Source organism: Chlamydophila parapsittaci (assembly GCF_006385615.1).
In the GTDB taxonomy this organism is placed as follows: Bacteria; Chlamydiota; Chlamydiia; order Chlamydiales; family Chlamydiaceae; genus Chlamydia; species Chlamydia psittaci.
Map to the genome: position 1 here is coordinate 832,564 of NZ_CP041038.1, position 21,616 is coordinate 854,179.

Sequence of the window (21,616 nt, forward strand, 5' to 3'; positions counted from 1 at the left end):
GCTGATGCATAAAATGGGGCTTTTCTATTTTTAACAGCGTCTGCGATTTAGGGGATAAATACACAATGTTTTTAGATCAGATTACCATAGAGTTGCGTGCTGGAAAAGGCGGTAACGGTGTTGTCGCTTGGAGAAAGGAAAAATATCTGCCAAAAGGCGGTCCCTATGGCGGTAACGGTGGTGTCGGTGGATCTATCATTATAGAATCGGCTACACATGTGTACTCTTTTGAATCCTATAGAAATATACGCTTTTTAAAAGCTGAAGACGGGCGACCAGGAGCCACAAATAACCGTTCTGGGAAGAACGGTAAAGACCTCGTCTTAATCGTTCCCGAAGGAACTTTACTCAGAGATGTAGAAACTAAAGAAATTCTACACGACTTTGCTAAAAGTGGAGAGCGTTTAGTTGTTTGTCGTGGAGGTAAAGGAGGTAAGGGGAATACGTTTTTCAAAACGTCCACAAACCGTGCTCCTACGAAAGCAACTCCCGGTAAGCCTGGAGAAATCCGCCAGGTTGAACTCGAGCTCAAGCTTATCGCCGACATTGGCCTTGTGGGCTTCCCTAATGCAGGAAAATCTACATTATTCAACACTCTTGCAAGAACCGAAGTCAAGGTAGGCGCTTATCCATTCACTACACTTCAGCCTGTATTGGGGCTGGTTCCCTGCCAGGAAAAACTCTACCAGAAACCCTGGATTATAGCAGATATTCCTGGGATCATAGAGGGCGCTCACCAAAATCGTGGCTTAGGGCTCGATTTCTTGAGACACATTGAACGTACCAGATTATTGTTGTTTGTTATTGATATTTGCGGATGTGAGCGATCCTCCCCAGAAGAAGACCTACGTATTCTTATGGATGAGCTTGTACATTATAGAGCCGATCTCGCAGATAAAAATAGGATCATAGCTTTAAACAAGATTGATGATCTCCTTCCCGATGAAAGGCAAGAACGTCTAGAAAGTTTTCAAAAACTCTTTCCCTCTGAGCAGTTTGTATTAGTATCCGGACTTACTGGAGAGGGAGTCGACTTACTAAATAGTCTTTTCACAAATAAACTCGCCGTGTAAACCATCCCCATCAAGATCGCAATTGTTGGTCCTGCAGGGAAATCTAAAGCATAGGCAATCATAATCCCGGAAAATGAGCATAAGATGTTCAAGAGAACAGAAATCATCATAATCTGGATCATTTTATAGGAAAACCTGCAAGCTATCGATATAGGCAGAACTAGCATGCTTAGCATTAAAATTACGCCCATAATGTAAATCAACATGACGATAGTAATTGCTGCTAGGATAAGCAGCAGGAAGTACCACGTTTGTACAGAATACCGGCTAAGCATCATATATTTCTCATCGAAACATAAAGAAAGAAAACGGGTGTGGCAGAGTACTACAATTGTAAGAACAATAACGTCTAAAATTCCTAGTCTAAAGAGATCTTGGGTGGTTACCCAAAGAATATTGCCAAAAAGGAAATTGACTAATTCTGAGTTAAAAGCAGGAAGTTGCGAAATGAAGATAATACCAATAGCCATACCTACAGACCAAATCATGGCAATAAGAGCGTCTTCTCTTTCTTGATATTTGAGATGGATTTTCCCAATACAGAGTGCGAGGATAATCGCTCCGATAATGGCACCATACATAGGGGGAAACTCAATATGCAATCGGTACTGAATCCATAGGGTAAGGCCAATCCCTCCTAAAATAGAGTGGGAGATACTGCCACTAATGGAAACAATACGTTTGACTACGATGTATGTTCCTACAACACCGCCAGCAATGGAGGCTCCTAAAGCCGCCAGTAAAGAAGGAAAAAGTAGAGAAGGTAGGATATGATTAAAAAAAGAAATCATAGATCAGCCTTTTTTTCGAAGGAGTCACAACAGAACTCTTGGGGTATTGTTGGCATATTCGTTAGCGTTGTTAAAGTTCTGCTCATGTAAAATACTTTATTGAAATTACTGGTTGTATGATGCAAATCATGAGTGATCATGAGGATAGTACATTGAGTATTCAGCTCCTTGAGAATTTGTAGAATGCGTTGTTGGTTTTCTGGATCTATATTTGCTGTGGGTTCGTCTAGAATAAGGAGTTTAGGTTGTGAGGACAGAGCTCTAGCTAACAGTACCCTCTGTATTTGCCCTCCAGATAGATGAGAAAAACACGTATCTTTGTGATGTAAAAGATCCACAGTTTCGAGAGCTTGTTCAGCAAGTGCATGATCGTGTTTCGAATATTTCCCATGCCAACGTAGAAAAGATAACCTTCCAGAAAGAACCACCTCTTTTACAGAAATAGGAAAAGAAAAATCATAAGAGAAGTGCTGCGGAACCCATCCAATGGTAAGCTCAGATTTTTTTGCACATGAAGGAAATGTGTTTAATGTTCCTGTAGTAGGTTGCAATAAGCCTAACAACAGTAGGGCTAGGGTTGTTTTCCCCCCACCGTTCGGGCCTATAATGCCAACAAAGTCCCCTTCATGAACTGTGAAGGACACGTTATTGATAATCCAAGAGCTTTTCGGGCTATAGCGAAATGAAAGATCCTTAACGAGTATTTGTACTGTCATAAATTAGCAAAAGTTGTTGCTATAGTTTTTAGATTATTTATCACGTTTTCTTCATACGGATCTAAGCTTACTGTAGCCATATGAAAGCGTTCTGCTAGCATAGCACTACTGCGCTTCCCAGCATGACGGAGTAAAATCATAGAGGAAATTCCATGCTTGCGAATACTCTGAGCAGCACGGACAACATCTTTAGGTGAGGGCTCCATGTGGTTACTTTTCTCAACGACGTGTTGGAAAAAGTTGTAATCCCTACAGAAATAAGCAAAAGCTCCGTGTGCAACTAAAATATGCCGCTGCTTAGCAGCTGCTGTGATTTCTTGAATTTCTACATCTAAGTTTTCTAAGGTTTCGAGTAGCTTGGTTCCGTTACTTCGATATAGTGCGGTGTGCTCCGGGAAATGTAGACAGAGAGCTTCTGTGATCGCCATGACTTGTATTTTTAGATTTTTCGGGCTTAGCCAAGTATGGGTATCGAAGCTGTGAAATTGGTGAGTACATCCTGTATGCTCAGAAATGATTTCAATATTTTTTGTCAGATCTACTTGAGGGCAGGAAATATTTTTTTCACAAGACTTCTCAAAATTTTCTCCCATACGAAACCATAGTTGCGCACGCACAATTTTTTCCATGTGCCTAGGGGATAACTCATAGGTATGCGGATCATAGTTATTGGTCACTATAGAACATACCTTGCAGGTGTTCCCTGCTATCTGTTCAACTAAAAATTTATACGGGGCTATACTCACAAGTACGTGTTTTTCTTCTGATTTAGAGTCTCCAAAGATAGGAGAACAAGAAAAGAAGAACAAAAGAAAGAGGAATATTCTATACATGATTTAGTTAGATTAATGAATTCGATCATTATCCTATTGACCAGTAATTTTAATAAAGAGTGAATTCAAAGTCGCTTGGTTGATTTTTTTAAAATCCCTTGTATTCAGACGAATCTTGATAAAAATGGATATATTGAGATATCTTCGAAGCGAGCTATTGCTACAGAATATCCTTAATCTGGCTTTCTGGAGAGATGTCCGAGTGGCTTAAGGAGCACGCTTGGAAAGCGTGTGTGCGTTAACGCGTACCGTGGGTTCGAATCCCACTCTCTCCGCCAGTTTGCCGAAAGCTTGTTTTTCCCCTGAACCACATCAATTTGTTAAGTAAAAATAAAAGTTGAGAAATGTCCCTACGTATTTTTTATTCTTGTATAACAAGGATATTTACTTTAACTTATCCTAATTTTTTAATTCTCTAGAACCTCTAAACGTATGCATCTTTGCTGTTTAGATGAAAAAAGTTCTTAGAACCTGCTCGAGTTAATACTTGCCAAGAGAGTTGCGTTCATTTTTGTTCTTAAGGGTTTTCTTTAGGGATAGTTCATAACCTCTTCTCTCTTGCGTAAACGTGTGCATATGTAGGGGGAAAACCTTTGGAAGAAAACTTTTTCAAACTGATTCTCATCACCAATAAACAACAGATTTCGGTAGAGGAGTATCTCGATTTCGTTTGTGCTTGTGTACAATCTGGAGTGACCTCGGTACAATTGCATGAAAAGGAACTTTCATACAGAGAGTTGTTGGGTTTTGGAGAAGCATTAAAGTCTATTTTAGATCCTTTGGAGATACCTTTAATTGTCAGTGACAGCGTGTCGGCGTGTTTAGATTTGGATGCTACAGGTGTCCACTTAGGACAGACAGACGGTGATGTTATCGAGGCTAGGGAGCTTCTAGGTTCTGATAAAATCATCGGGTGGAATGTCAATACCCTGGATCAACTGCTCAATGCGAATACTCTGCCTATTGATTATTTGGGATTGCGTGCCATGTTTGCTACGCAGAATAAACCCGATGCAACGAATCTTTGGGGTTTCTCTGGTTTAGAACAAGCGGTTTCTCTTTGTGAGCATCCTATTGTCGCTATCGGTGGTATTAACGAAAGCAACGCATCTAAAGTCATTGACGCTGGCGCTGCAGGTATAGCAGCTATAGGAGTATTCCATAGCGCACAAAACCCTAGCTCAGTAACGAAAGCCCTACGGGAAATTGTTGATCGAGGACTGAGATGCTAGAACGCATGCAAGAAGCGTTGCAACGCTTAAGAAAGGAAAGGCCCGTAATTTTAAACATTACGAATTACGTTTCTATGGATTTCCTAGCGAACTGTTTTCTAGCCATCGGAGCGTCGCCTATTATGAGCGTGTCCGATTTAGAGTTGGAAGAGTTAATAGAGTTGAGTTCGGCCGTGTATATTAACATCGGCACTCTCGATCATTTATTTATTCAACGAGCGTACAGAACTGTAGACCTGGCTGTAAGACAAAATAAACCTATGATTTTTGATCCTGTGGCTGCAGTAGCTACAAAGATTAGAACAGAGGTGTCTCATCACTTACTGACCCACGCGACAATCGTTCGAGGAAATGCTAGTGAGATCCTTTCTTTCGGGGATGTCACGATGAAAACACGTGGTGTAGACTCTACTCACTCTATCCAAGACGCTAAAGATGAGGCCATCGCTCTAGCGAAAGAATGTTTGTGCGGTTGCGCTATTGCTGTTTCCGGAGCTATAGATTTTATTACTGACGGGCAGCGTCATACAACTGTAGAACTTGGCGATCCGTTCATGTCTTATGTTGTGGGCATGGGATGTTCTTTAACCGAAGTACTCGCTGCGTTCAGATCGGTCATAGACGATTCTTTTGAAGCCACGAAATTAGGTATAAAATACTTCACTCTGTGCGGCATGCTGGCTCGTGAGTGCTGTGAAGGCCCCGGATTGTTTAAGGCTTATCTCCTTGACGAGTTGTGTGCTTCTGACTTTAGTAGGATGCGTCAATACTACGATCGATAAACGCTACATCAAATAGAGAACTGAGTCTTGTTGAGTTGTGTAATTGTAGAACCTCGATCTAGATTCTCAATTACACAACATGTTCTCTACAAAAAGCGCGCTTTCTTTGAGCTGGTGACTTAGAATATCATACGTGCACCGCAGTTGGCCATCTGGACTAATGAAGACATGCCTGCTTCTACAGTGTATGTACCATATAACGTCCAGTAAGAGCCAAGATAGAGTTGTGAGCTATATTCCGCTCTTCCAGTGTTTCTGGTTGGAATGACACCACACACTTGCCCAGTTTGTCCTGTAGAGTTCACTCTGTAATTACATTTAGGCTTGTTTCTGTAAATCACAGGTACATAAGCAAGGGATAATTTGTTATACATAAGAATATCATATTGCATTAATGCACCTTCAAACACGAAACCTAAAGGTATAGAAAGATTTCTATAAGCGAAGGAGTCGAATGTTCTAGGATCATAGTCCAGCTCTGTAAATTGCTTTTGACGTACTCCTGTGTACTCTGCTTCAGAGTAGAAAGAAAATCTTGTTGTAGAGTTTTGTGAAGGCTCTTTTAAGTCGAGAATCATACGGATATCAAACAACCAACCAAGATCTTCCCAATTTCCAAGATTGCGCTCATGAATGGATGGGTAATAGGTAGTTGTATCATGCTTCATATAGCCATAGGTCATGACCCCTTGCAGCAATATAGGTTGAGGGGATTGCGTACGTCTATAAGGCAAATAGAAAGATTTTCCAGTGTATAATGTCCCTTGGAAGGAGTGGTCAGAACCTTTATGCTTGTAATTATCTACAGCTTTTTCTGATTGCGAGTGACCGAACACCTGGCTAAACGAGGCTCCAAGGATAAACTCAGGGCGTGGTTTAGCATCGATAGCCAATGAATACCCTCGGCTATGATAGGAGAAGGATCTGGATTCTTCTCCTTGTTCTTTTTGCAAGAACGAGCCTATACCACATAACCAAAGGTTATTGTAAGCTGCATCATCAAAACGTGCATTATTCAGCATGTTGTTCACAATACCCTGCTTTACAGCAACGAGGGAGTTTTGAGAACCTAGGATAGAGTTCACGTAGAAGTAGTTGTCTCTAGGGATGTAGATCCAGCGGCGGTACTCCTCAAACTTCCAATTGGCTTTGAGCGTTCCGTTTTGATCGCCTGCTCCTAGTGTCCAAGAGCCAATATACCCTTTTAGAGGTTTGGTATCTCCTTCTAGAGTTAAGTCAGAGATATCCACTTTGCTACTATCTGGGAGCTTAAGTAACTCAATCTGACGATCTTCGCTTAAGTAAGGATTTTGGTAAAAAGTTCCCGCAGGGTCGATAAGAGTAATTGTGCCTGTTAAATAGACTTTTTCTTTAGTTACATCTGGATCGGGTACATCTGCTCGTGGTAGCAAGTCATTCTTTGCCATACGAGCTCTAGGTCCTGCTGCTGCCGCTGCAGGAGTTACACCTAATTTTAACGCAGGAGGGGTGGCTGTTCCATCTTCTGAGACAATATTACTAAAATCAATAGTGAGGTTGTTGATCGCTATGCCTCCAGTTGCCCCCGATCCTCCAGTCTTTTGCTGAGTAGAAAGTACCGCTCCTGGTCCCATCACAAGTGAAGATCCAGCTTTTTGATCGAAGGACACCACATTTAACTCTGTATTTTTCCCTAAGATTAAGGTCCCGTCATGTAAGACAACCTTTTGGGGAATGACCGATTTATTCTCATGGTATTCTGAAGAAAATAATACCGTTCCTGTGTACTTGGGAGGATTATCTCCATTTGATGTTTTATTAATATCCAGAGTTTCGTAGTTATTACCAGAAGAGTTAACTGTTTGAGTTCTTACAGCATCATAGAAATTAATCGATTGATTTGCAGCAGCGTTAAGAGTGAGTTTAACTTTTCCTGTAATACTGCAAAAAGATAGATTGGATTTTTCGCCATTAGGTGCGCATTGGTTATTTTTAAATGTAATGCTACCGCCTAGGGCCGTAAGATTTAATATAGCGTCAGAGCTGCCATTTCCTTCCCCATAGATCGCTGCACCTAGGTTTTTAATCTGAGAGCGTTGTAGCGTGGGAGTTTGAGCTAGAGTGACCTTGTTATCTAGGAACAGAATAGAAGCCGCTGCTGTGATGTCTGCCTTTTTTGTGAAGTAAATTGCACTACCGTCGTTCGCAGAGTTATTGTTCGAGAAGTTCATGTATCCTTGAGGAATAGATAACGTATCTGCGTAGATAGTCCCACGGTTTTTCGCTATATTCCCTTCAAAGGAGCAGAACACAGGGTCAGAGAACGTTACTGTGCCATTGGAACCGTTTTTACAACCAATAGCTGAGCCGTTATCTGCAGAGTTCTCTTTGAAAAATAGTGCTTGGTTCCCTGTAAATGTAATGCTGGTTGTTCCTGCAATGGCTCCACCAAAGGTTGCCTTTGGCGTGCCAGTCTTTGCAAGACCTTCGTCAGCAGGCTGTTCTGCTGGAGTGCATAAAGCAGAATTGCCTACAAAGCTTATGGGTTGTGAACAATTTTGAATTATTACTTTAGGAGAATAAATCGCTCCACCGGCTATTTGTCCTGTTGTAGTAGATCGTTTTGTTGTTGCCGAGTTTCCTGAGAAGGTTAAACTACCTGAGCTATTTTTAAGTGTGAAGCTCGTCTTAGCATAGATGGCCCCACCTTGAATATTAGGATCAGCAGGATCTTCAGGACTTGCTGTTTTGTTATCATCAATGACTTTGTTCCCAGAGAAGGCACAACTTCCGTGCAACTTTTCTATGGTCAACGTTTCAGCATAGAAAGCTCCACCTGTGATAGCAGTAGGAACACTGGATGCTCGTTGTTCTGATCTAGTAGTTGAGGTAACTTGCGCTTTGTTATTGCTTACAGTTAGTCCATCAGGGAAGTTAGTGCAGGTAAGTGCTTTGGCATAGATAGCTCCACCGGATTCTTTGGCAGTATTATCTGAAATATTTGAAATTTCTATACCTTCAAGAGTCAGTGTTTCTGTGAAATACAGCCCACCACCGGATTTTCCTGCAGAGTTTCCAGTAATATTTAGGTGGTCTAGACGAGAGATCTTTCCTTTTCCCCCATAAACGCCCCCACCACTTTCTGTAGCAGTGTTTTTTGTTACATTGGCTGTAACGACATAATCAACCTTAAAGTCTAAATCTTCAGCAGATTGTGCTGCTATTCCTGCAGCAACTACTGATGGAATGTTTGTGGTGCACAGTCCAGCTCCATTTTTAGCAGAGTTTTGACCGATATCGATTGATTTAAGGTTAGTTAATGAAGCTTGAGCTGTGTATACACCGCCACCATTTTCTGTGGCTGTGTTGCCAGTGATCACAGCACTTCCAAAGACAGGAACTATACCGGGTGTTGTAGAAGAGACAGTATCCGGATTAGAGAAGGTAAAGGAAAGTGCTTTAGGAATGTATGCTCCACCACCACTTTTTTTGGTGGTATTGTCCACTAAACAAAAGTTCTCTAGGTTGGATAAGTTTAGAGATTTTTGGTCAGCTAGACAGATACCCCCACCATTTTCTTCGGCTGTGTTGCCTTGAAAGAGTGTTTTTCCTGTGAGGTTGGTAAAGGTCACATCGCTTTCGCAATACAGCCCACCCCCAGATTCCTTTGAGGTGTTTGTGGTAAATTGTATTCTATGAGAATTGCTACAATTTAACGCTCCTTTGACGTACACACCTCCACCATGATCTGTGGCTTGGTTATTGATAAACTCTAAAATAGAAGTAATATTAGAAACTGTGAGAGCTTTCTCGACGTAGACACCGCCGCCTTTCCCTAAAGGAGGTACGATAGGTACGGGAGCTGATTGTTTTGCTACTGAGGAAGGCAGTGCTTGGGCAGCGGATGCTTCTGTATCTGGAATAGTAATTTTGAGATCGTAGTTTCCAGCCTTGTTAACACCAAAACGGACTTGAGAAAGGTTAGTTAGGGTTACGTCCCCTAGGGAATAGATAGCTCCACCACCTGTTTTCCCGTTGTTCGCATTAAATTGTGTGAGTATGGTGGAATCTTGTATTGTAAGATTCCCTTTTGAATAAATTGCTCCGCCTCGCGTATCTGCGGAGTTGCTTTGGAACCTTAAGTTCGCAATGTTATTTAGGGAGATGTCCTTATCTCCATAAATGGCACCTCCAGCTCCGGTAGCAGTATTTAATATAAAGAGGGTGTCTTCAGAGCCATCACGAATGGTAATGGTATCCAAGCCAAAAATGGCGCCTCCAGAGCCTTTAATCACAGGAGGAGCTTCTTGTGGTTGCTGTTTAGCCACCTGTGCAGAGGCTTGAACCCTTTCAGAAGCTGAGGGTAATGCTGCTGCTTTTTTCTGCGCATCAATTTTTTCTTTAATTACATCAATAATCAGAGGAAATTCTGCAGAGTTTCCTCGGAAAGTCATATCTTTGTAAGTAGAGATGACAATAGCGCCTTTAGCAAAAATGGCACCTCCATTCCCTGCAGTTTCTGTCGTGTAGGTGGGGAATGTAGGTGTTTGAGTTCCTTCCTCTTTTACTGCTGCTTCTTGAGAGAAGTATCTAGGGAAGAGATGCGTTTCCTTGAATTTAGGAGGAACTAAACCGCCAATTCCAGATTCAGCTGCTGGTTGTGGTAGAACAGGAATCAGAGGAATAGGAACGCGAGCCGCGTTATTTGTAAATGCAATAGAGTTAAGGATATTCCTAATTGTCAGTGTGGAGTCGGTAAATAAAGCACCACCCGCTTGTTGGGATAGATCATCCTGGAATGTAAGGTTTTCTAAGCCATCAAAAGATATAGGACCTTTGGAGTATATAGCTCCACCTTGTCCTGTCATTCTAATCAGGGTGCAGGATAAGGATCCTGGGTTTCCTGCATGTGTAATGAATGTTATAGGACCAGTTTTGTCATTGTAAAACGCACCCCCGCCTTTAGGAGCAGGAGTAGAAGTAGACGCATCTGTTGTGGAGGTAGTAACGGCAGGAGAAGATGCTGAAGATAATGAGAAACCTAGAGAGTTAGGTTTTTCATCTGTGAATTTCCCTATATCGAAAATTCCCTGATCCCCATCTAACACATGCGAAGCAAATGATGTAACATTCTGGTCATCTGGGCTATGATACAACTGTTCTTGAGGTTGTGTAAAAGCACTCTCATATCCTATTGAAGTGCTTAGCTTACTCTCGCTCTTTTGTTTGCTTGAGTTGGCACTACTCTGTGTATCAGGAGCAGGAGAAGGAGGAGGAGTAGGAGCAGGTTCTACTACTCGAGTCGATTTAGCTTCAGGAATATTCGTGAAATTTGTGAAAGAGACGTCCCCAGTGATGGTGTATGTTGTTCCGCTGTCATCTTTTGTTTGCTGCGTGAAATTCTTTGATGAAGAATCCGAAGCACTTAATCCCGATCCTCTGTAGCTGGAGTTTAATTCTTTCGAAAGAGGTTCACTAAATACTGTAATCGAGGGGAGTACGGCAGCAAAAACAGCTGTAGCTGATAGCCACTTCATAGAACAAAAACCTACTGCGAATATTCACTGTCTAGATATGTGTTAGATAAATCAGAAAGGCAAATTAGGCAAGGGATAATAAAAGAGAGCAAGAAAGATCAAGATATTAGAAATGAGCTTTAGGGAGACAAGAGCTCATCTATAATACCTTGACGCATGCTATTCGTAATCTCTGACAACGTTCATAGTCAAGGAAAAATTAAAAATTTAGAGATATACCACCAAAAGCGTCGCCAGAGAAGGTGTTCCCTTCGCGTTGCATGGTTGAGATTCCTAAATATGCCCTAGCCAGTTTACATTTGAAGGTGGTGCGGAATTTCAGGTTGAGTGCTTCTTGTCCCATAAAGACACTGCCAACTTTCCAAGAATGCTGATTCAGGATTAATGAAGCTGTAGTTAAAGGATCTTCTCTGAATAAGTCCTTAATATAGGCCATGCTAAATTCTGATAGAAGGGAATATTTGGCTCCGAATAAACGTAGTTCTAGAGAGACCCCTGTAGGAAGAGCAAGGTTATTCAACCGTGAAGAAGCAAAATACCGAGGATCGTATCCTGTTTCTATGAAAGGATTTTGGTTAATTGTAGTATATTCAAGATTGACAAAAGGTGTGATTTTAAGACAGCGAATTCCCTTAGGGTAGGCATAAGATAAACCTACACTGCCCCGAACTCCTTGGTTTTTCCACGACCCACGGGTGATATCCTTTTTAGAAAACCGATGTTTCATAACATGAGACTCTTCCGCATAGCTTACAGAAGAACGAAACGATAATGCTTTCCAGTTTTTAAAAGCTGCCACCGTACCCATCAACATGTGCGAATGACTTTTCCCCGGAATGTTATTTTGAGAACTGGAACCGTGGAGTTGCGAAAATGTAGCACAAACAACAGTATTTGGAGAAAATGGGAGCTTAATCCCAAGATTATGACCCGCTTGTGTCGTAGAGAAGTTCTTATAGTTATCAGTACTTTGCTCCATAATACTAGAGACAATACCACCGAAAATACAGATATGCTTTATGGGAAGCAGCGTATTATTATTTAGGTAGTTATCCAGAACAGCATCGTTGGAAGCACGCATCCCTGTAAATGTTGACCATACAGAAGATGGAACCAAAGAACCTTCCTTTTCGGGATTTAACACGAACGTCCCGGTAGGGATCCATAATGCTCTTAATGTTTTGTGTCTTTTTGAATCTTCTTCAGACCAGTTAAATTTCCATACCCCTTGATAGCCATAGGTATTTTGTTGCACGGCGATTTCTTCAGGGACAAATTTCTCCGTATGAATGTTTTTGTCAGATTTGAAAATGATTTCCATCTGGTAGGGCTGGGATGCCAAACTATGGTTGTCATAGAATATATTGTCAGGATCATGAATTTGCGGAGATCCCGATAGTTTGATTTCGGAATTTCCTGAGCGGATCTCAGCAGGAAGATGCGAGTGGGCAGCATCTAAACCAAAACTAATGTTGGAAATGACGACATCTTTGCCTGAACTGTTGTAACTTGTTAACATCGATCCAGGGCTAAGATTTAATACTCCACCGAATTGCTTGAATTCCTGAACAGCAAGAATAGCACCACCTGTAATGGACAGAGTCCCATTATGCAGATAGACAGGTTGGTTAAAGATAGACGTCTTATTCGTTTTATCTTGGCGATCTAGAGGGAGTTTCTCTCCAGAGAAAATCACAGAACCACAGTGAAAAATATTATCCACGGAGTTGATATTTATAGGATGTGAGCTTTGTGACGTCGCAAGAAACGGATCATAGAAAATAATGGATTGGTTTTCGTTGGCAATGAGCCGAATGTTTTCAGGGGAACCTTTGATCGTAATCGCATTATTATTTATGACTGAAGAGTGCTTGGTAGATATCTTAGCAACATTGCCTGTAAATATAATGTCTCCTGCTTGTGCATGTAAATAGAGTTGAGGTTGCGGCCCACTTAAATAAATAGCACCACCTCCAAGATTCCCTGCAGAATTTTCAGAAAAGATAATGGGTTGGGAAGCTATAAGGTGACAACTTATCGCAGTTATAGCCCCACCTCCTTCTGCGGAGTTTTGGCTAAAGAGAATAGCAGCGTCATTATTTTTCACGATCGTCTGATGGGAATGAATAGCACCGCCAAGGTGGTTAGCATGATTTTTTCTGAAGCACATCGGAGCAGATTGTTTATTTATACTGCACAGATTCGCATAAATAGCGCCCCCAGATTCTAAAGCTTGATTTTCTGTGAAGGTAATTGTATTTCTATTCTTACTAAACTCTACAGATCCTTGGGAGTTGTAAATTCCACCACCAAATTTTGCCTGGTTCTTCTGAAAGAGAATCTCCTGATTTCCATCGAAGAGAATAGCAGATCCAGCGACTTCGCTACTGATAGCCCCACCATTTCCTGAATGGGAGATATTTTTCACTACTTCTGCTTGGTTATTGATAAAGGAAATCACTCCACGTTGCTCACTAAACACTACGCGGTTTGGTTGAGTTCCTGTAAGGAGGATCGCCCCTCCAGGACCATAGCTCACATTGTTTTCAAAGAGGAGTTGTGTGTTTTTGGTGAAAAACATATCTTGCCTAGAAGCAATCACTCCTCCGGTACTTTGATTGTTTTGCACGCGTATGGTTTTTAAATTTTCGAAGTTAAGAAGGGATTTAGAAAATACACCAGCACCCTGACTCCCTAGTTGTAAATTCGTGAAGTTTAATACAGCTAAGGGAGAGCTCCCTGTAAATGTCAGATTTCCTTCTAAGTTTCGGAAGGCTCCTCCAGGTTTATGGATACTGAGACCTAGAAAATCTTTCAGAGTAAACTCACCACGTAGTGTGTAGTGGGTTCCTTGAGGCGATGTCGTTAACATCGTAAATAATTCAGGATCTTCACCTGTGTGTATTCCAGATAAAGGAAGAACTACTTCTGTAGCTGATAACTGAGTAACTTGTGCGAGTGAAGAAAGAAATATGCATTTCCAAAAGAACGTCTGCTTCATGTTTCAGAATCCTAGTCGTTTCGCAGTCTAGAGTAAGAGATCTAACTTACATAGAAGAATAAAATAAATACACGGAAATAAAAAATTGATCCAAGCGTACGTTAATCAGTACGGAATAGTTAAAGTCTATTGTATTTTTTTTAACTGTCTTGAGAATATGCCTCTAAAGATACTGAGAGCATTCTCTTTAGAGGCTATAGGGGGGATGGACAAAGAGAAATTAATCTTTCGTTTCTTCGATCATTGCCTTTGTGAAATCCTTGATTTCTTTAGTGAGATTTTTCGCTAAGGCTTTTGTTTGTTGTGCAAAGGCTTTCGTATGTTCTTTAGAATGTTTAAACAGGGTTTTGCCTTTTTTTGTTCCTGAGGTTTTTACTCTTGAGAGTTTCTTTCTTAACTGCACACCACTTTTCGGAGTGAATAAACAGGTAAGCAATGTCGCGATAAACCCTCCGAAGATTACACCTCTGAGCCAACGCCAACGCTTACAAGTTTTCTTATTGTGCTTGTGATTTCTAAACATACCTTCTTCCCCCTAAGACAGATTAATCTTTTTTGCGGAACATGCACCAAACGAGCATGGCAACAGCTGCCCACTTTGCTCCTCGGCAGATCTTTCCCATCCAGTTGCTTTTACTTCCCTCACTGATGAAATCTTCAATATCTTTTGGTAAATGCTTGTTGCGTTTGCGTAACCAACCGAAAATCAGCTTTTTCCCTAACAATAAAGGCGCTAGGATCTTAGCTTCAAAATTTAAAATCGTCGTGATCTTACTGATATTTTTAACTATCTTATTCAGCCTGTGTAACAAGCTAATAGTTAAAACGAACACTGTTACCATGCACGTTGATAGCAAGATGCAACAGAAAATAATTGCTCCCGTGAGGTAAGTATTCATATAAAGCGAACAAACAATTTTATTTTTTATTATTTAATTTCACTTTTTATTTTCTGTTTATTTTAAAAAAAATTAAAGAAAATACTTTCTAATAAATAAGTTAAAGATAAAGAAAAGAAAATCCCTAATAAGAATTAGGGATATGAAGTTGGTAATGAGAGCGATACGGAAAAAAGCAGGGGGTAGGCTCCCCCGGAAATGCTTATTCTGCGGAGGAGGGGATCTCTATAGCTTTATCCGACCTTGGGAATTCTACCTCTTTTCTCATTAGGAAGACCCCAAATAGGTTGAAGCATAGGAGGAGGGCTCCCGATACCGACATGACCAACAAAGCGGTATTTTGAGAGAGAAAGCAAAATGCCGGCAATATCGTAGCTCCGTAAATCGTGTAGATTTTCGATCCTCCCTTTCCGTAAAGAAACTTTGCACATTTTTTCCCTACGAGGAAATACGAAATAATCGTTGTATAGCCTGTCACGAAAAAGAAGGTGGGGAGTAGAATCTTTACCAGAGGGAAGTAGGTCGCTAAGGCGTGCTCCACAGCTTGAGAAGCGTTGTCGAGACCCAAAGACCAAGACCCGGATGCAAGGACCATCAGTAAGCTTAGAGTACAGATAAGATTGTCTATAGCAAGACCTATAATGCTGAGCTGAGCTTGCGTTTCTGGTTTTTTTACAGAACTTTCACTTTGAATAATGGAGTCAAATCCAATACCGATGTCTCCAGAATAAGCCGCTCTAGAGATCCCTTGGTGGATAGTCGTGGCTAAAGTACATCCTGCAAACCCTCCGATGGCACCATGTCCTGTAAATGCTGATGAAAATACTGCAGAAAATAGGGAAGGCAGCTGGTGAAACTCTTTCACAAGTATATATAGGGATAACAGACAGTATAGAGTAAGGAAAAATGGGAGCACACAAGCACAGATTTTCCCAATACGCTGTAATCCTCCTTGAACTGCGTAGAGAACAAGAAATAGCAGACCAAAAATAGTAAATAATTTCGGAATGCTCCAGCAGTGAGAAATGGTGTCAGCAATAACAGAGAATTGATAAATCTCTACACCATAAATACAGAGTAAAACAGCGACAATAATCGGTATGACTTTTGTTCCATAGGCTTTATCCAGGAAGTACATCGGCCCACCCTGATAAACACCCTCGTTGTCTACTTTACGAAACTTAATCCCTAAATACACTTCAGAGTATTTGACTATAGAACCTAAAATTCCAGCGATCCAAACCCAGAACAATGCTCCAGGACCACCAATACATGCAGCTGTAACAATCCCTACAACGTTACCAATACCGATATTCCCACTTGCAGATGCAAAAAATACCTTTAACGGATGCACCCCTCGTTCTTCTGTCTTATTTTTAGACGTCCCCTGAGAGTATTGATAAAATAGCCTGCAGAATTGTGGAAACTTAGTGAATTGAGCAAAACGAGATTTCCATGAAAAGCTTATCCCCAATAAGAGAATCATAAGGAAAGCCACATAGGACCAAAAGAAGTCATCAAAAGCTGCGAGTAAAGACAGGATTGCATTCATTGTAAAAAATTTTTTTAAATGTTTTAAACATAGCTCTTCATTAAGAAGATAGGGAAACTATTATCTCTATTTTATCTTTTGTTTAGTAGGAAAATAAAGCTCATATATGAAGATTAAAGTTCCTAAAGAGATAAAAATATCGGCGAAATTAAATGTTGGGAAAAACCAACGCTTATAACCAATAGAAATAAAGTCTACGACATGTCTGTAGAATACAATATCTCCCACGTTGCCAATAGCTCCAGAACACAGGAGAATTAGGGCAAAACGGAGAGAAAGGGAGGTGGTTTTCTTTCTCAAGAAAAGGAAGGCGAGAATAGATAAAATAATTATTATACGTATAAAGAATAAGAAATATTTATATTTTGAAAATAACCCAAAAGCTGCGCCCTCGTTAAAAGTAGGGCAAATGCAAAACAGCAGCTTTCCCCAACTATATTGATATAGTATGGGGTTAGCATCAGGCAGGTTCCCTCGATACAGCAAAACAGCTAATTTAGTCACCCAATCCATAAGGACAAAAAATGAAATAGCAAGGAAAGTAGATCGGGAGCGACTAGACATTGGGGTTAGTTTCCATAAAGTAGGCCTTTCTCAAACTGTGATTGAGCTTTGACCGTCATTGTAGCATAGGGGATTGCCATTAACCGAGCCAAAGGAATTTCTTCGCCACTGACATCACAGATACCGTAGGAAGACTCTTCGATTTTTTCTAAAGCTCGATTAATTTGTCTTAATAACTCATACTCTTTCGTTGTTACTTCTAAGCTGATTGTTCTATCGAAAGTATCGGTACCCTGATCAGCTTGGTGTTGAGAATATCCAGTAGCTTCGTTAGGTTTTTTGACTTCTTGAGCATTTCCTTCTAGCGTGTGAGACAGCTTATATTTCATCTCTAGAAGCCTTTGTTTAAAATTGGCTATTTCGTCCTCAGACAACGGCATAGTTTTTTCTCCTTAACCTAAAATAATAACTATTTTTCCATATCCGGAGTTGCAGATAGCAAAACCTCCATTAATTCGCCAACATCTTTGAATCTTCTGTAGACGCAAGCAAATCTAATGTAAGCAATCATGTCTGCCTTTTTTAGATATTTCATTACTAGTTCGCCAATTTCTTTGGTAGAGATTTCCCTATTTTGTTTGCCTAATAACTCAGATTTTACGTTAGAGGCTATTGCGTGCACTTGATCTTGACCTATACGTGTATGACTAGAGGCGGCATTTAATCCATTAATTAGTTTTGATTCCTGGAAATTCTCGTAACGACCATCACGTTTTAGCACCTGCAGAGTTAACTCAACGGTTTCAAAGGTTGTAAACCTTTGTCCACAATTTAAGCATTCTCTTCGGCGTTTAATCGCGTTAGCCTCTGGTGCATTTCTTGAATCTATGACTTTTAATTCCCCATGATTGCAAAAAGGACACTGCACAGGAGCTACCTCCTAAGGTTAAGGTAGTCTAAGAAAATAATAATTTTAGTGCAGAATAAATCTATGCGACTATAAGTTGCAAATTTTTTTTCCTAATTTATAAAATTAAAAACCGCGAAAGACAGATTGCTTGATATAGTTTCGCTACCTTTGCGAAACGACAGCATTTTGTCGAAAAGCTGTTTTATTGTAAATACTAGATGCTCAGGATTTAAGAATGTTTTCTGGAATAGTGCAAGAACTCGGTCAAATATTTAGTATAGAGCCGAGAGATGAAGGTTTAACTATAGGCGTGGAAGTTTCTTCCTCATGTATTTCAGGACTTGAAATCGGCTGTAGTGTTGCCATCGATGGTGTCTGTCTTACTGTAGTTAAACTTGAAGAGGGTGGTAAAATGTTTTTCGACATTATTCCCGAAACTCTTTCCTGTACTACAATAGGGGAGAAGGTAGTAGGTGATCGTGTAAATGTTGAACGATCTTTAAAAGGGAGCGATGAAATTGGTGGGCATATGGTCTCTGGTCATGTTTGTGGTGTCGGAGAGATTGTGCTTATAGAGAAAAATCGGTATTATTTCCGTGTGCCAAGTTCCTTATCTATATACCTTTTTGAAAAAGGATTTATTTCTATAGATGGCATTAGCCTGACTCTTGTTACTGTAGAAGAGGATGTGTGTTCGGTTGGATTGATCCCCGAAACATTATCTCGAACGACCTTGGGATATAAACGAGAAGGATCCAAAGTAAATATAGAGCCGGATATGGCGACCAAAACACAAGTGGATACGTTAAGGCGTTTATACTCTCGATAAATAAACAAATATATGACTTATAAGTTACTAGATAGCGGTGAAGGGAAAAAGTTAGAAAGCTTTGGCCCCATAACTCTTATCCGCCCCTCGTGTACGGCAATTTGGCCGAAGACCACACCGTCCTTATGGAAAAAGGCGCATGCGGAATATGTAAGATCAGGAGAGGAGGGACAATGGCGTTGTGCAGCCTCTATTCCTGAAAGTTGGCGCATAAACCTTGACATTGTGGATTGCACGCTAAAGCTCACCTCTTTCGGTCATATAGGGATTTTCCCAGAGCATAGTGGATTTTGGCCGGAATTGAAATTGAGCATAGAACGGCATTCTTCATGCCGGGTGTTAAATTTATTTGCTTATACCGGTTCCACATCGATATTTGCTGCAAAGTGTGGAGCGAAGGTTTGTCATGTAGATGCTTCAAAACCCGCGATAAAGTGGGCGCAAAAGAATGTAGAAAACAATGCCCTGCCCGAGAAAAGGATATTTTGGGTTGTTGAAGATGTGTTTTCTTTTTTGCAAAAAGAAATACGTAAAGGGAAAAAGTACGATATCATTTTGCTCGATCCTCCCACCTATGGCCGGGGACCTAATGGAGAGATTTTTAAAATCGATAGGGATTTCTTTTCATTATTAGTTTTGTGCTCAAAATTACTTTCAGATTCTTCTTCTTATGTTTTGATCACTTCTCATACTCCCGGCCATACTCCTGCTTTTTTGCAGAGTTTAGCTATACGTGCCTTTGCTTTAGATAAACAGTTTTGGTCCTCAGGAGAAAGCTTTTGCGGCTCAGGAGATCAAGCTTTACCCTCAGGAGTGTTTGCTAAATGGAGTTTATAGGAAAAAATAACCCTAAGGTAAAAGAAGCTGTCGCGTTAAAACATAACCGCTCTCGTAAAGGCCCCGTCTTTCTTTTAGAGGGTTTTCGAGAGATTCAAAAAGCTCTAGACTCGGGATATGAGTGTGAACGGATCTTTTGTGGAACGCGCGTCTCAGAAAAAGAACAATCTTTTTTGAATGCCATCCAAAAACTCCCTATAGAAAAGGTCTACTGTTTAGAAGAAACTCTTTCCAAACTTTCCTATAAAGAACATCACGACAATTTTATTGCTGTTATGAAGAAACGGTGGTGGTCTCGAGAAGAGTTTTTAGCTCAGAAGAGAAATCCTCTACCGTTTTATTTGATTATAGAACAGGTTGAAAAGCCTGGGAATGTGGGGGCGATACTTAGAATAGCCGATGGGGTAGGGGCGGATGGAGTAATTTTATGCGATCCTGTCGTCGATGTGTATAATCCTAATGTTATTCGTTCTTCATTAGGTACTGTATTTACCTTACCTATTTGGTCTGCCACTTTGGATCAGGTATTGCAAGTCATTCTTGAGGAAAAATGGCAAGCCTTTGTCACCTCCCCTAGAGCAAAAACCATGTATTTTTGTGAAAATTACAATCAACCGCTAGTTTTGGTTTTTGGTTCTGAAAAAGACGGACTCACTGCATCTTGGCTCAAGGGAAATTTCTCAAAAATCTCCTTACCCATGCTAGGTCAAGCTGATTCTTTAAATTTATCTACGGCCGTATCTGCAGTTGCTTACGAAGTTATTCGGCAACGTTGGGAAGCCTAGTCTAGTAGATAATCAAAAGAAAACATCGTTTACAAAATCAAAAATAGTTTACTTTGTTTATCACGAGAAAAGGAATAAATTAAAAAATAGATATGATTAATTATATATAAAATTTTTTTAATTTTCCTATGTAAACTTGATTCTTAATGTTTTTTATGAGATGCTAGATGATTCCAGGATGCGGCGGAGATTGTGGTTTTAAACAATCATAATTTTCTGAGTGGATGATCAGTGAGTTATAACGAAGTTCGATGAAAACGCGCTTTCCTTCGCCCTTTTTTATTTTTTATCGCCGCTTAACCGTAGCTATTAGCTTGGGAAAGATCCTGGGTTGGGGGTGTTTTGGGAAGATACTTTCTTGGATATTCGCCGGCACCATAAGCTTTCGACGAAAGTTATTTTGTTCAGCTCCTTATCGCGTGTCTTCTACCGTAATTAGTGTGGGAAATATTGTTCTCGGTGGTTCGGGTAAGACACCTACGGTATTATGGTTAGCTGAAGTTCTAAAAACGCGAGGGTATTCCTGTGCTATTCTTTCTCGCGGATATAAAGGAAAATGTAGTGGTCAGAGAAAGTTCACTATAGTCGATCCTGAGATACATAACGCTGCTTATGTAGGAGACGAACCGTTACTTATGGCGGAGAAACTCTCCAAGGGTGCTGTTTTTGTGCACAAAGATCGTAGACTTACGGCTAAAGAAGCCGCTAAAGATTTTGATATTTTGATTTTGGATGATGGTTTCCAAAATAACAAACTACACAAAGACGTGGAAATTGTTGTAGTTAACGGTCAAGATCCTTTAGGAGGAGGAGCTTTTTTCCCTCGAGGGCGACTCCGAGATTCTCCTAAAAGATTGCAAGAGGCCGATTTTATCATAGTTAATGGTTCTTGTTGTTTAGAGAGCCAGAAGCTTTTGCATACTTGGTGTACATCACCAAAAATTTTTGTTGAACCACACATTTCTCAAGTACTTTGGGATTCGCGAGGGGAGAAACTTTCTTTGGATAGCCTGTCTGGGCTAGCCGCCGGTGTGTTCTGTGGTCTAGGATTCCCGCAGGGCTTTCTTGATATGTTAAAACGTGCCGGAGTGAAAATATTAGGAACGTATTTGTTGCCTGACCACGCAGGAATAACGAAAAAAGAATTGCACTACTTCTCTTCAAAGATCGCTATGCGTCAGGGAGAGGGGTTATTGTGCACAGAAAAGGATGGCATAAAGCTCGGAAATTTGATTCACGAGCCGGGGATTCTTCCGATTGGTAAGGTTCAAATGGAATTTGATTTTACCGATCAGGAGGGTGCTACAGCCGCCTTACTGGATAAAATAGATCGGATACATAATGGTAAGAGGTAAC

Annotated in this window: 18 protein-coding genes and 1 tRNA gene; 8 read left to right on the top strand and 11 right to left on the bottom strand. The window is 40.6% G+C overall.

The annotated features are described in order from the left end of the window. The first annotated feature begins 65 nt into the window (after window positions 1–65). Window positions 66–1,073: a GTPase ObgE gene (obgE, locus tag FI836_RS03740; RefSeq protein WP_006342877.1), complete on the top strand. Its 1,008-nt coding sequence runs from the start codon at window positions 66–68 to the stop codon at window positions 1,071–1,073. On the opposite strand, the gene FI836_RS03745 is transcribed toward obgE, so the two are convergent. Genes FI836_RS03745 through FI836_RS03755 form a run of 3 tightly spaced genes read right to left on the bottom strand, consistent with a single transcriptional unit; the run spans window position 971 to window position 3,413 of the window. Continuing rightward, a complete protein-coding gene (locus FI836_RS03745) occupies window positions 971–1,864 on the bottom strand; it encodes a metal ABC transporter permease (RefSeq protein WP_020351617.1) in 894 nt (297 codons plus the stop codon). The two genes, obgE and FI836_RS03745, sit on opposite strands and share 103 nt — an antisense overlap. After that, a complete protein-coding gene (locus tag FI836_RS03750) occupies window positions 1,861–2,580 on the bottom strand; it encodes a metal ABC transporter ATP-binding protein (protein WP_006342879.1) in 720 nt (239 codons plus the stop codon). Before FI836_RS03750 ends, FI836_RS03745 begins: the two co-directional genes overlap by 4 nt. Next, window positions 2,577–3,413 carry a metal ABC transporter solute-binding protein, Zn/Mn family gene (locus FI836_RS03755; RefSeq protein ID WP_014943695.1) on the bottom strand — a complete coding sequence of 279 codons (837 nt, stop codon included), beginning with the start codon at window positions 3,411–3,413 and terminating at the stop codon, window positions 2,577–2,579. Before FI836_RS03755 ends, FI836_RS03750 begins: the two co-directional genes overlap by 4 nt. Before the next feature lie 188 nt (window positions 3,414–3,601). On the opposite strand from FI836_RS03755, the gene FI836_RS03760 reads away from it, so the two are divergent. The 3 genes from FI836_RS03760 to thiM all read left to right on the top strand — a co-directional run bounded on the left by FI836_RS03760 (window position 3,602) and on the right by thiM (window position 5,427). Next, window positions 3,602–3,691, top strand: a tRNA-Ser gene (locus FI836_RS03760). Between the two features lie 315 nt (window positions 3,692–4,006). Further along, window positions 4,007–4,645: a thiamine phosphate synthase gene (gene thiE / locus FI836_RS03765; RefSeq protein ID WP_014943696.1), complete on the top strand. Its 639-nt coding sequence runs from the start codon at window positions 4,007–4,009 to the stop codon at window positions 4,643–4,645. Beyond that, entirely contained in the window at window positions 4,639–5,427 is a 789-nt protein-coding gene (gene thiM, locus FI836_RS03770; RefSeq protein ID WP_014943697.1) for a hydroxyethylthiazole kinase, read from the top strand. Before thiE ends, thiM begins: the two co-directional genes overlap by 7 nt. Before the next feature lie 119 nt (window positions 5,428–5,546). On the opposite strand, the gene FI836_RS03775 is transcribed toward thiM, so the two are convergent. The 8 genes from FI836_RS03775 to nrdR all read right to left on the bottom strand — a co-directional run bounded on the left by FI836_RS03775 (window position 5,547) and on the right by nrdR (window position 17,827). Further along, window positions 5,547–10,943, bottom strand: coding sequence for a polymorphic outer membrane protein middle domain-containing protein (locus FI836_RS03775; protein WP_014943698.1), 5,397 nt, complete (start codon window positions 10,941–10,943; stop codon window positions 5,547–5,549). 199 nt (window positions 10,944–11,142) lie between these two features. Further along, window positions 11,143–13,944 carry a polymorphic outer membrane protein middle domain-containing protein gene (locus tag FI836_RS03780; protein WP_014944473.1) on the bottom strand — a complete coding sequence of 934 codons (2,802 nt, stop codon included), beginning with the start codon at window positions 13,942–13,944 and terminating at the stop codon, window positions 11,143–11,145. Window positions 13,945–14,164: 220 nt separating this feature from the next. Next, window positions 14,165–14,467: a YtxH domain-containing protein gene (locus tag FI836_RS03785; RefSeq protein WP_006342885.1), complete on the bottom strand. Its 303-nt coding sequence runs from the start codon at window positions 14,465–14,467 to the stop codon at window positions 14,165–14,167. Between the two features lie 22 nt (window positions 14,468–14,489). Continuing rightward, entirely contained in the window at window positions 14,490–14,843 is a 354-nt protein-coding gene (locus FI836_RS03790) for a hypothetical protein (protein WP_013462607.1), read from the bottom strand. 202 nt (window positions 14,844–15,045) lie between these two features. Then, complete coding sequence (locus tag FI836_RS03795) at window positions 15,046–16,395, bottom strand: amino acid carrier protein (protein WP_006342887.1); 1,350 nt, start codon at window positions 16,393–16,395, stop codon at window positions 15,046–15,048. Window positions 16,396–16,461: 66 nt separating this feature from the next. Next, a complete protein-coding gene (gene lspA / locus FI836_RS03800) occupies window positions 16,462–16,959 on the bottom strand; it encodes a signal peptidase II (protein ID WP_006342888.1) in 498 nt (165 codons plus the stop codon). A 5-nt stretch (window positions 16,960–16,964) separates the two neighbouring features. Next, on the bottom strand, window positions 16,965–17,339 hold the full coding sequence (locus tag FI836_RS03805; RefSeq protein WP_006342889.1) for a TraR/DksA family transcriptional regulator: 375 nt from the start codon (window positions 17,337–17,339) through the stop codon (window positions 16,965–16,967). Window positions 17,340–17,368: 29 nt separating this feature from the next. Next, entirely contained in the window at window positions 17,369–17,827 is a 459-nt protein-coding gene (nrdR, locus tag FI836_RS03810; RefSeq protein WP_006342890.1) for a transcriptional regulator NrdR, read from the bottom strand. Between the two features lie 217 nt (window positions 17,828–18,044). On the opposite strand from nrdR, the gene FI836_RS03815 reads away from it, so the two are divergent. The 4 genes from FI836_RS03815 to lpxK all read left to right on the top strand — a co-directional run bounded on the left by FI836_RS03815 (window position 18,045) and on the right by lpxK (window position 21,615). Further along, window positions 18,045–18,638 (top strand): riboflavin synthase, encoded by a 594-nt coding sequence (locus FI836_RS03815; protein ID WP_006342891.1) that lies wholly within the window; start codon window positions 18,045–18,047, stop codon window positions 18,636–18,638. A 12-nt stretch (window positions 18,639–18,650) separates the two neighbouring features. Then, a complete protein-coding gene (locus tag FI836_RS03820; protein ID WP_014943700.1) occupies window positions 18,651–19,475 on the top strand; it encodes a class I SAM-dependent methyltransferase in 825 nt (274 codons plus the stop codon). Further along, complete coding sequence (locus tag FI836_RS03825; protein WP_006342893.1) at window positions 19,463–20,260, top strand: RNA methyltransferase; 798 nt, start codon at window positions 19,463–19,465, stop codon at window positions 20,258–20,260. The genes FI836_RS03820 and FI836_RS03825 overlap by 13 nt, the downstream gene beginning before the upstream one ends. 251 nt (window positions 20,261–20,511) lie before the next feature. Next, on the top strand, window positions 20,512–21,615 hold the full coding sequence (lpxK, locus tag FI836_RS03830; protein WP_014943701.1) for a tetraacyldisaccharide 4'-kinase: 1,104 nt from the start codon (window positions 20,512–20,514) through the stop codon (window positions 21,613–21,615). Window position 21,616: the final 1 nt, after the last annotated feature.

Bases quoted from the DNA above. Each gene is read 5' to 3' on its own strand.
- obgE (WP_006342877.1), top strand. From the start codon at position 66: ATGTTTTTAGATCAGATTACCATAGAGTTGCGTGCTGGAAAAGGCGGT.
- FI836_RS03745 (WP_020351617.1), bottom strand. From the start codon at position 1,864: ATGATTTCTTTTTTTAATCATATCCTACCTTCTCTACTTTTTCCTTCT.
- FI836_RS03750 (WP_006342879.1), bottom strand. From the start codon at position 2,580: ATGACAGTACAAATACTCGTTAAGGATCTTTCATTTCGCTATAGCCCG.
- FI836_RS03755 (WP_014943695.1), bottom strand. From the start codon at position 3,413: ATGTATAGAATATTCCTCTTTCTTTTGTTCTTCTTTTCTTGTTCTCCT.
- thiM (WP_014943697.1), top strand. From the start codon at position 4,639: ATGCTAGAACGCATGCAAGAAGCGTTGCAACGCTTAAGAAAGGAAAGG.
- FI836_RS03775 (WP_014943698.1), bottom strand. From the start codon at position 10,943: ATGAAGTGGCTATCAGCTACAGCTGTTTTTGCTGCCGTACTCCCCTCG.
- FI836_RS03780 (WP_014944473.1), bottom strand. From the start codon at position 13,944: ATGAAGCAGACGTTCTTTTGGAAATGCATATTTCTTTCTTCACTCGCA.
- FI836_RS03785 (WP_006342885.1), bottom strand. From the start codon at position 14,467: ATGTTTAGAAATCACAAGCACAATAAGAAAACTTGTAAGCGTTGGCGT.
- FI836_RS03790 (WP_013462607.1), bottom strand. From the start codon at position 14,843: ATGAATACTTACCTCACGGGAGCAATTATTTTCTGTTGCATCTTGCTA.
- FI836_RS03795 (WP_006342887.1), bottom strand. From the start codon at position 16,395: ATGAATGCAATCCTGTCTTTACTCGCAGCTTTTGATGACTTCTTTTGG.
- lspA (WP_006342888.1), bottom strand. From the start codon at position 16,959: ATGTCTAGTCGCTCCCGATCTACTTTCCTTGCTATTTCATTTTTTGTC.
- FI836_RS03805 (WP_006342889.1), bottom strand. From the start codon at position 17,339: ATGCCGTTGTCTGAGGACGAAATAGCCAATTTTAAACAAAGGCTTCTA.
- FI836_RS03815 (WP_006342891.1), top strand. From the start codon at position 18,045: ATGTTTTCTGGAATAGTGCAAGAACTCGGTCAAATATTTAGTATAGAG.
- FI836_RS03820 (WP_014943700.1), top strand. From the start codon at position 18,651: ATGACTTATAAGTTACTAGATAGCGGTGAAGGGAAAAAGTTAGAAAGC.
- FI836_RS03825 (WP_006342893.1), top strand. From the start codon at position 19,463: ATGGAGTTTATAGGAAAAAATAACCCTAAGGTAAAAGAAGCTGTCGCG.
- lpxK (WP_014943701.1), top strand. From the start codon at position 20,512: ATGAAAACGCGCTTTCCTTCGCCCTTTTTTATTTTTTATCGCCGCTTA.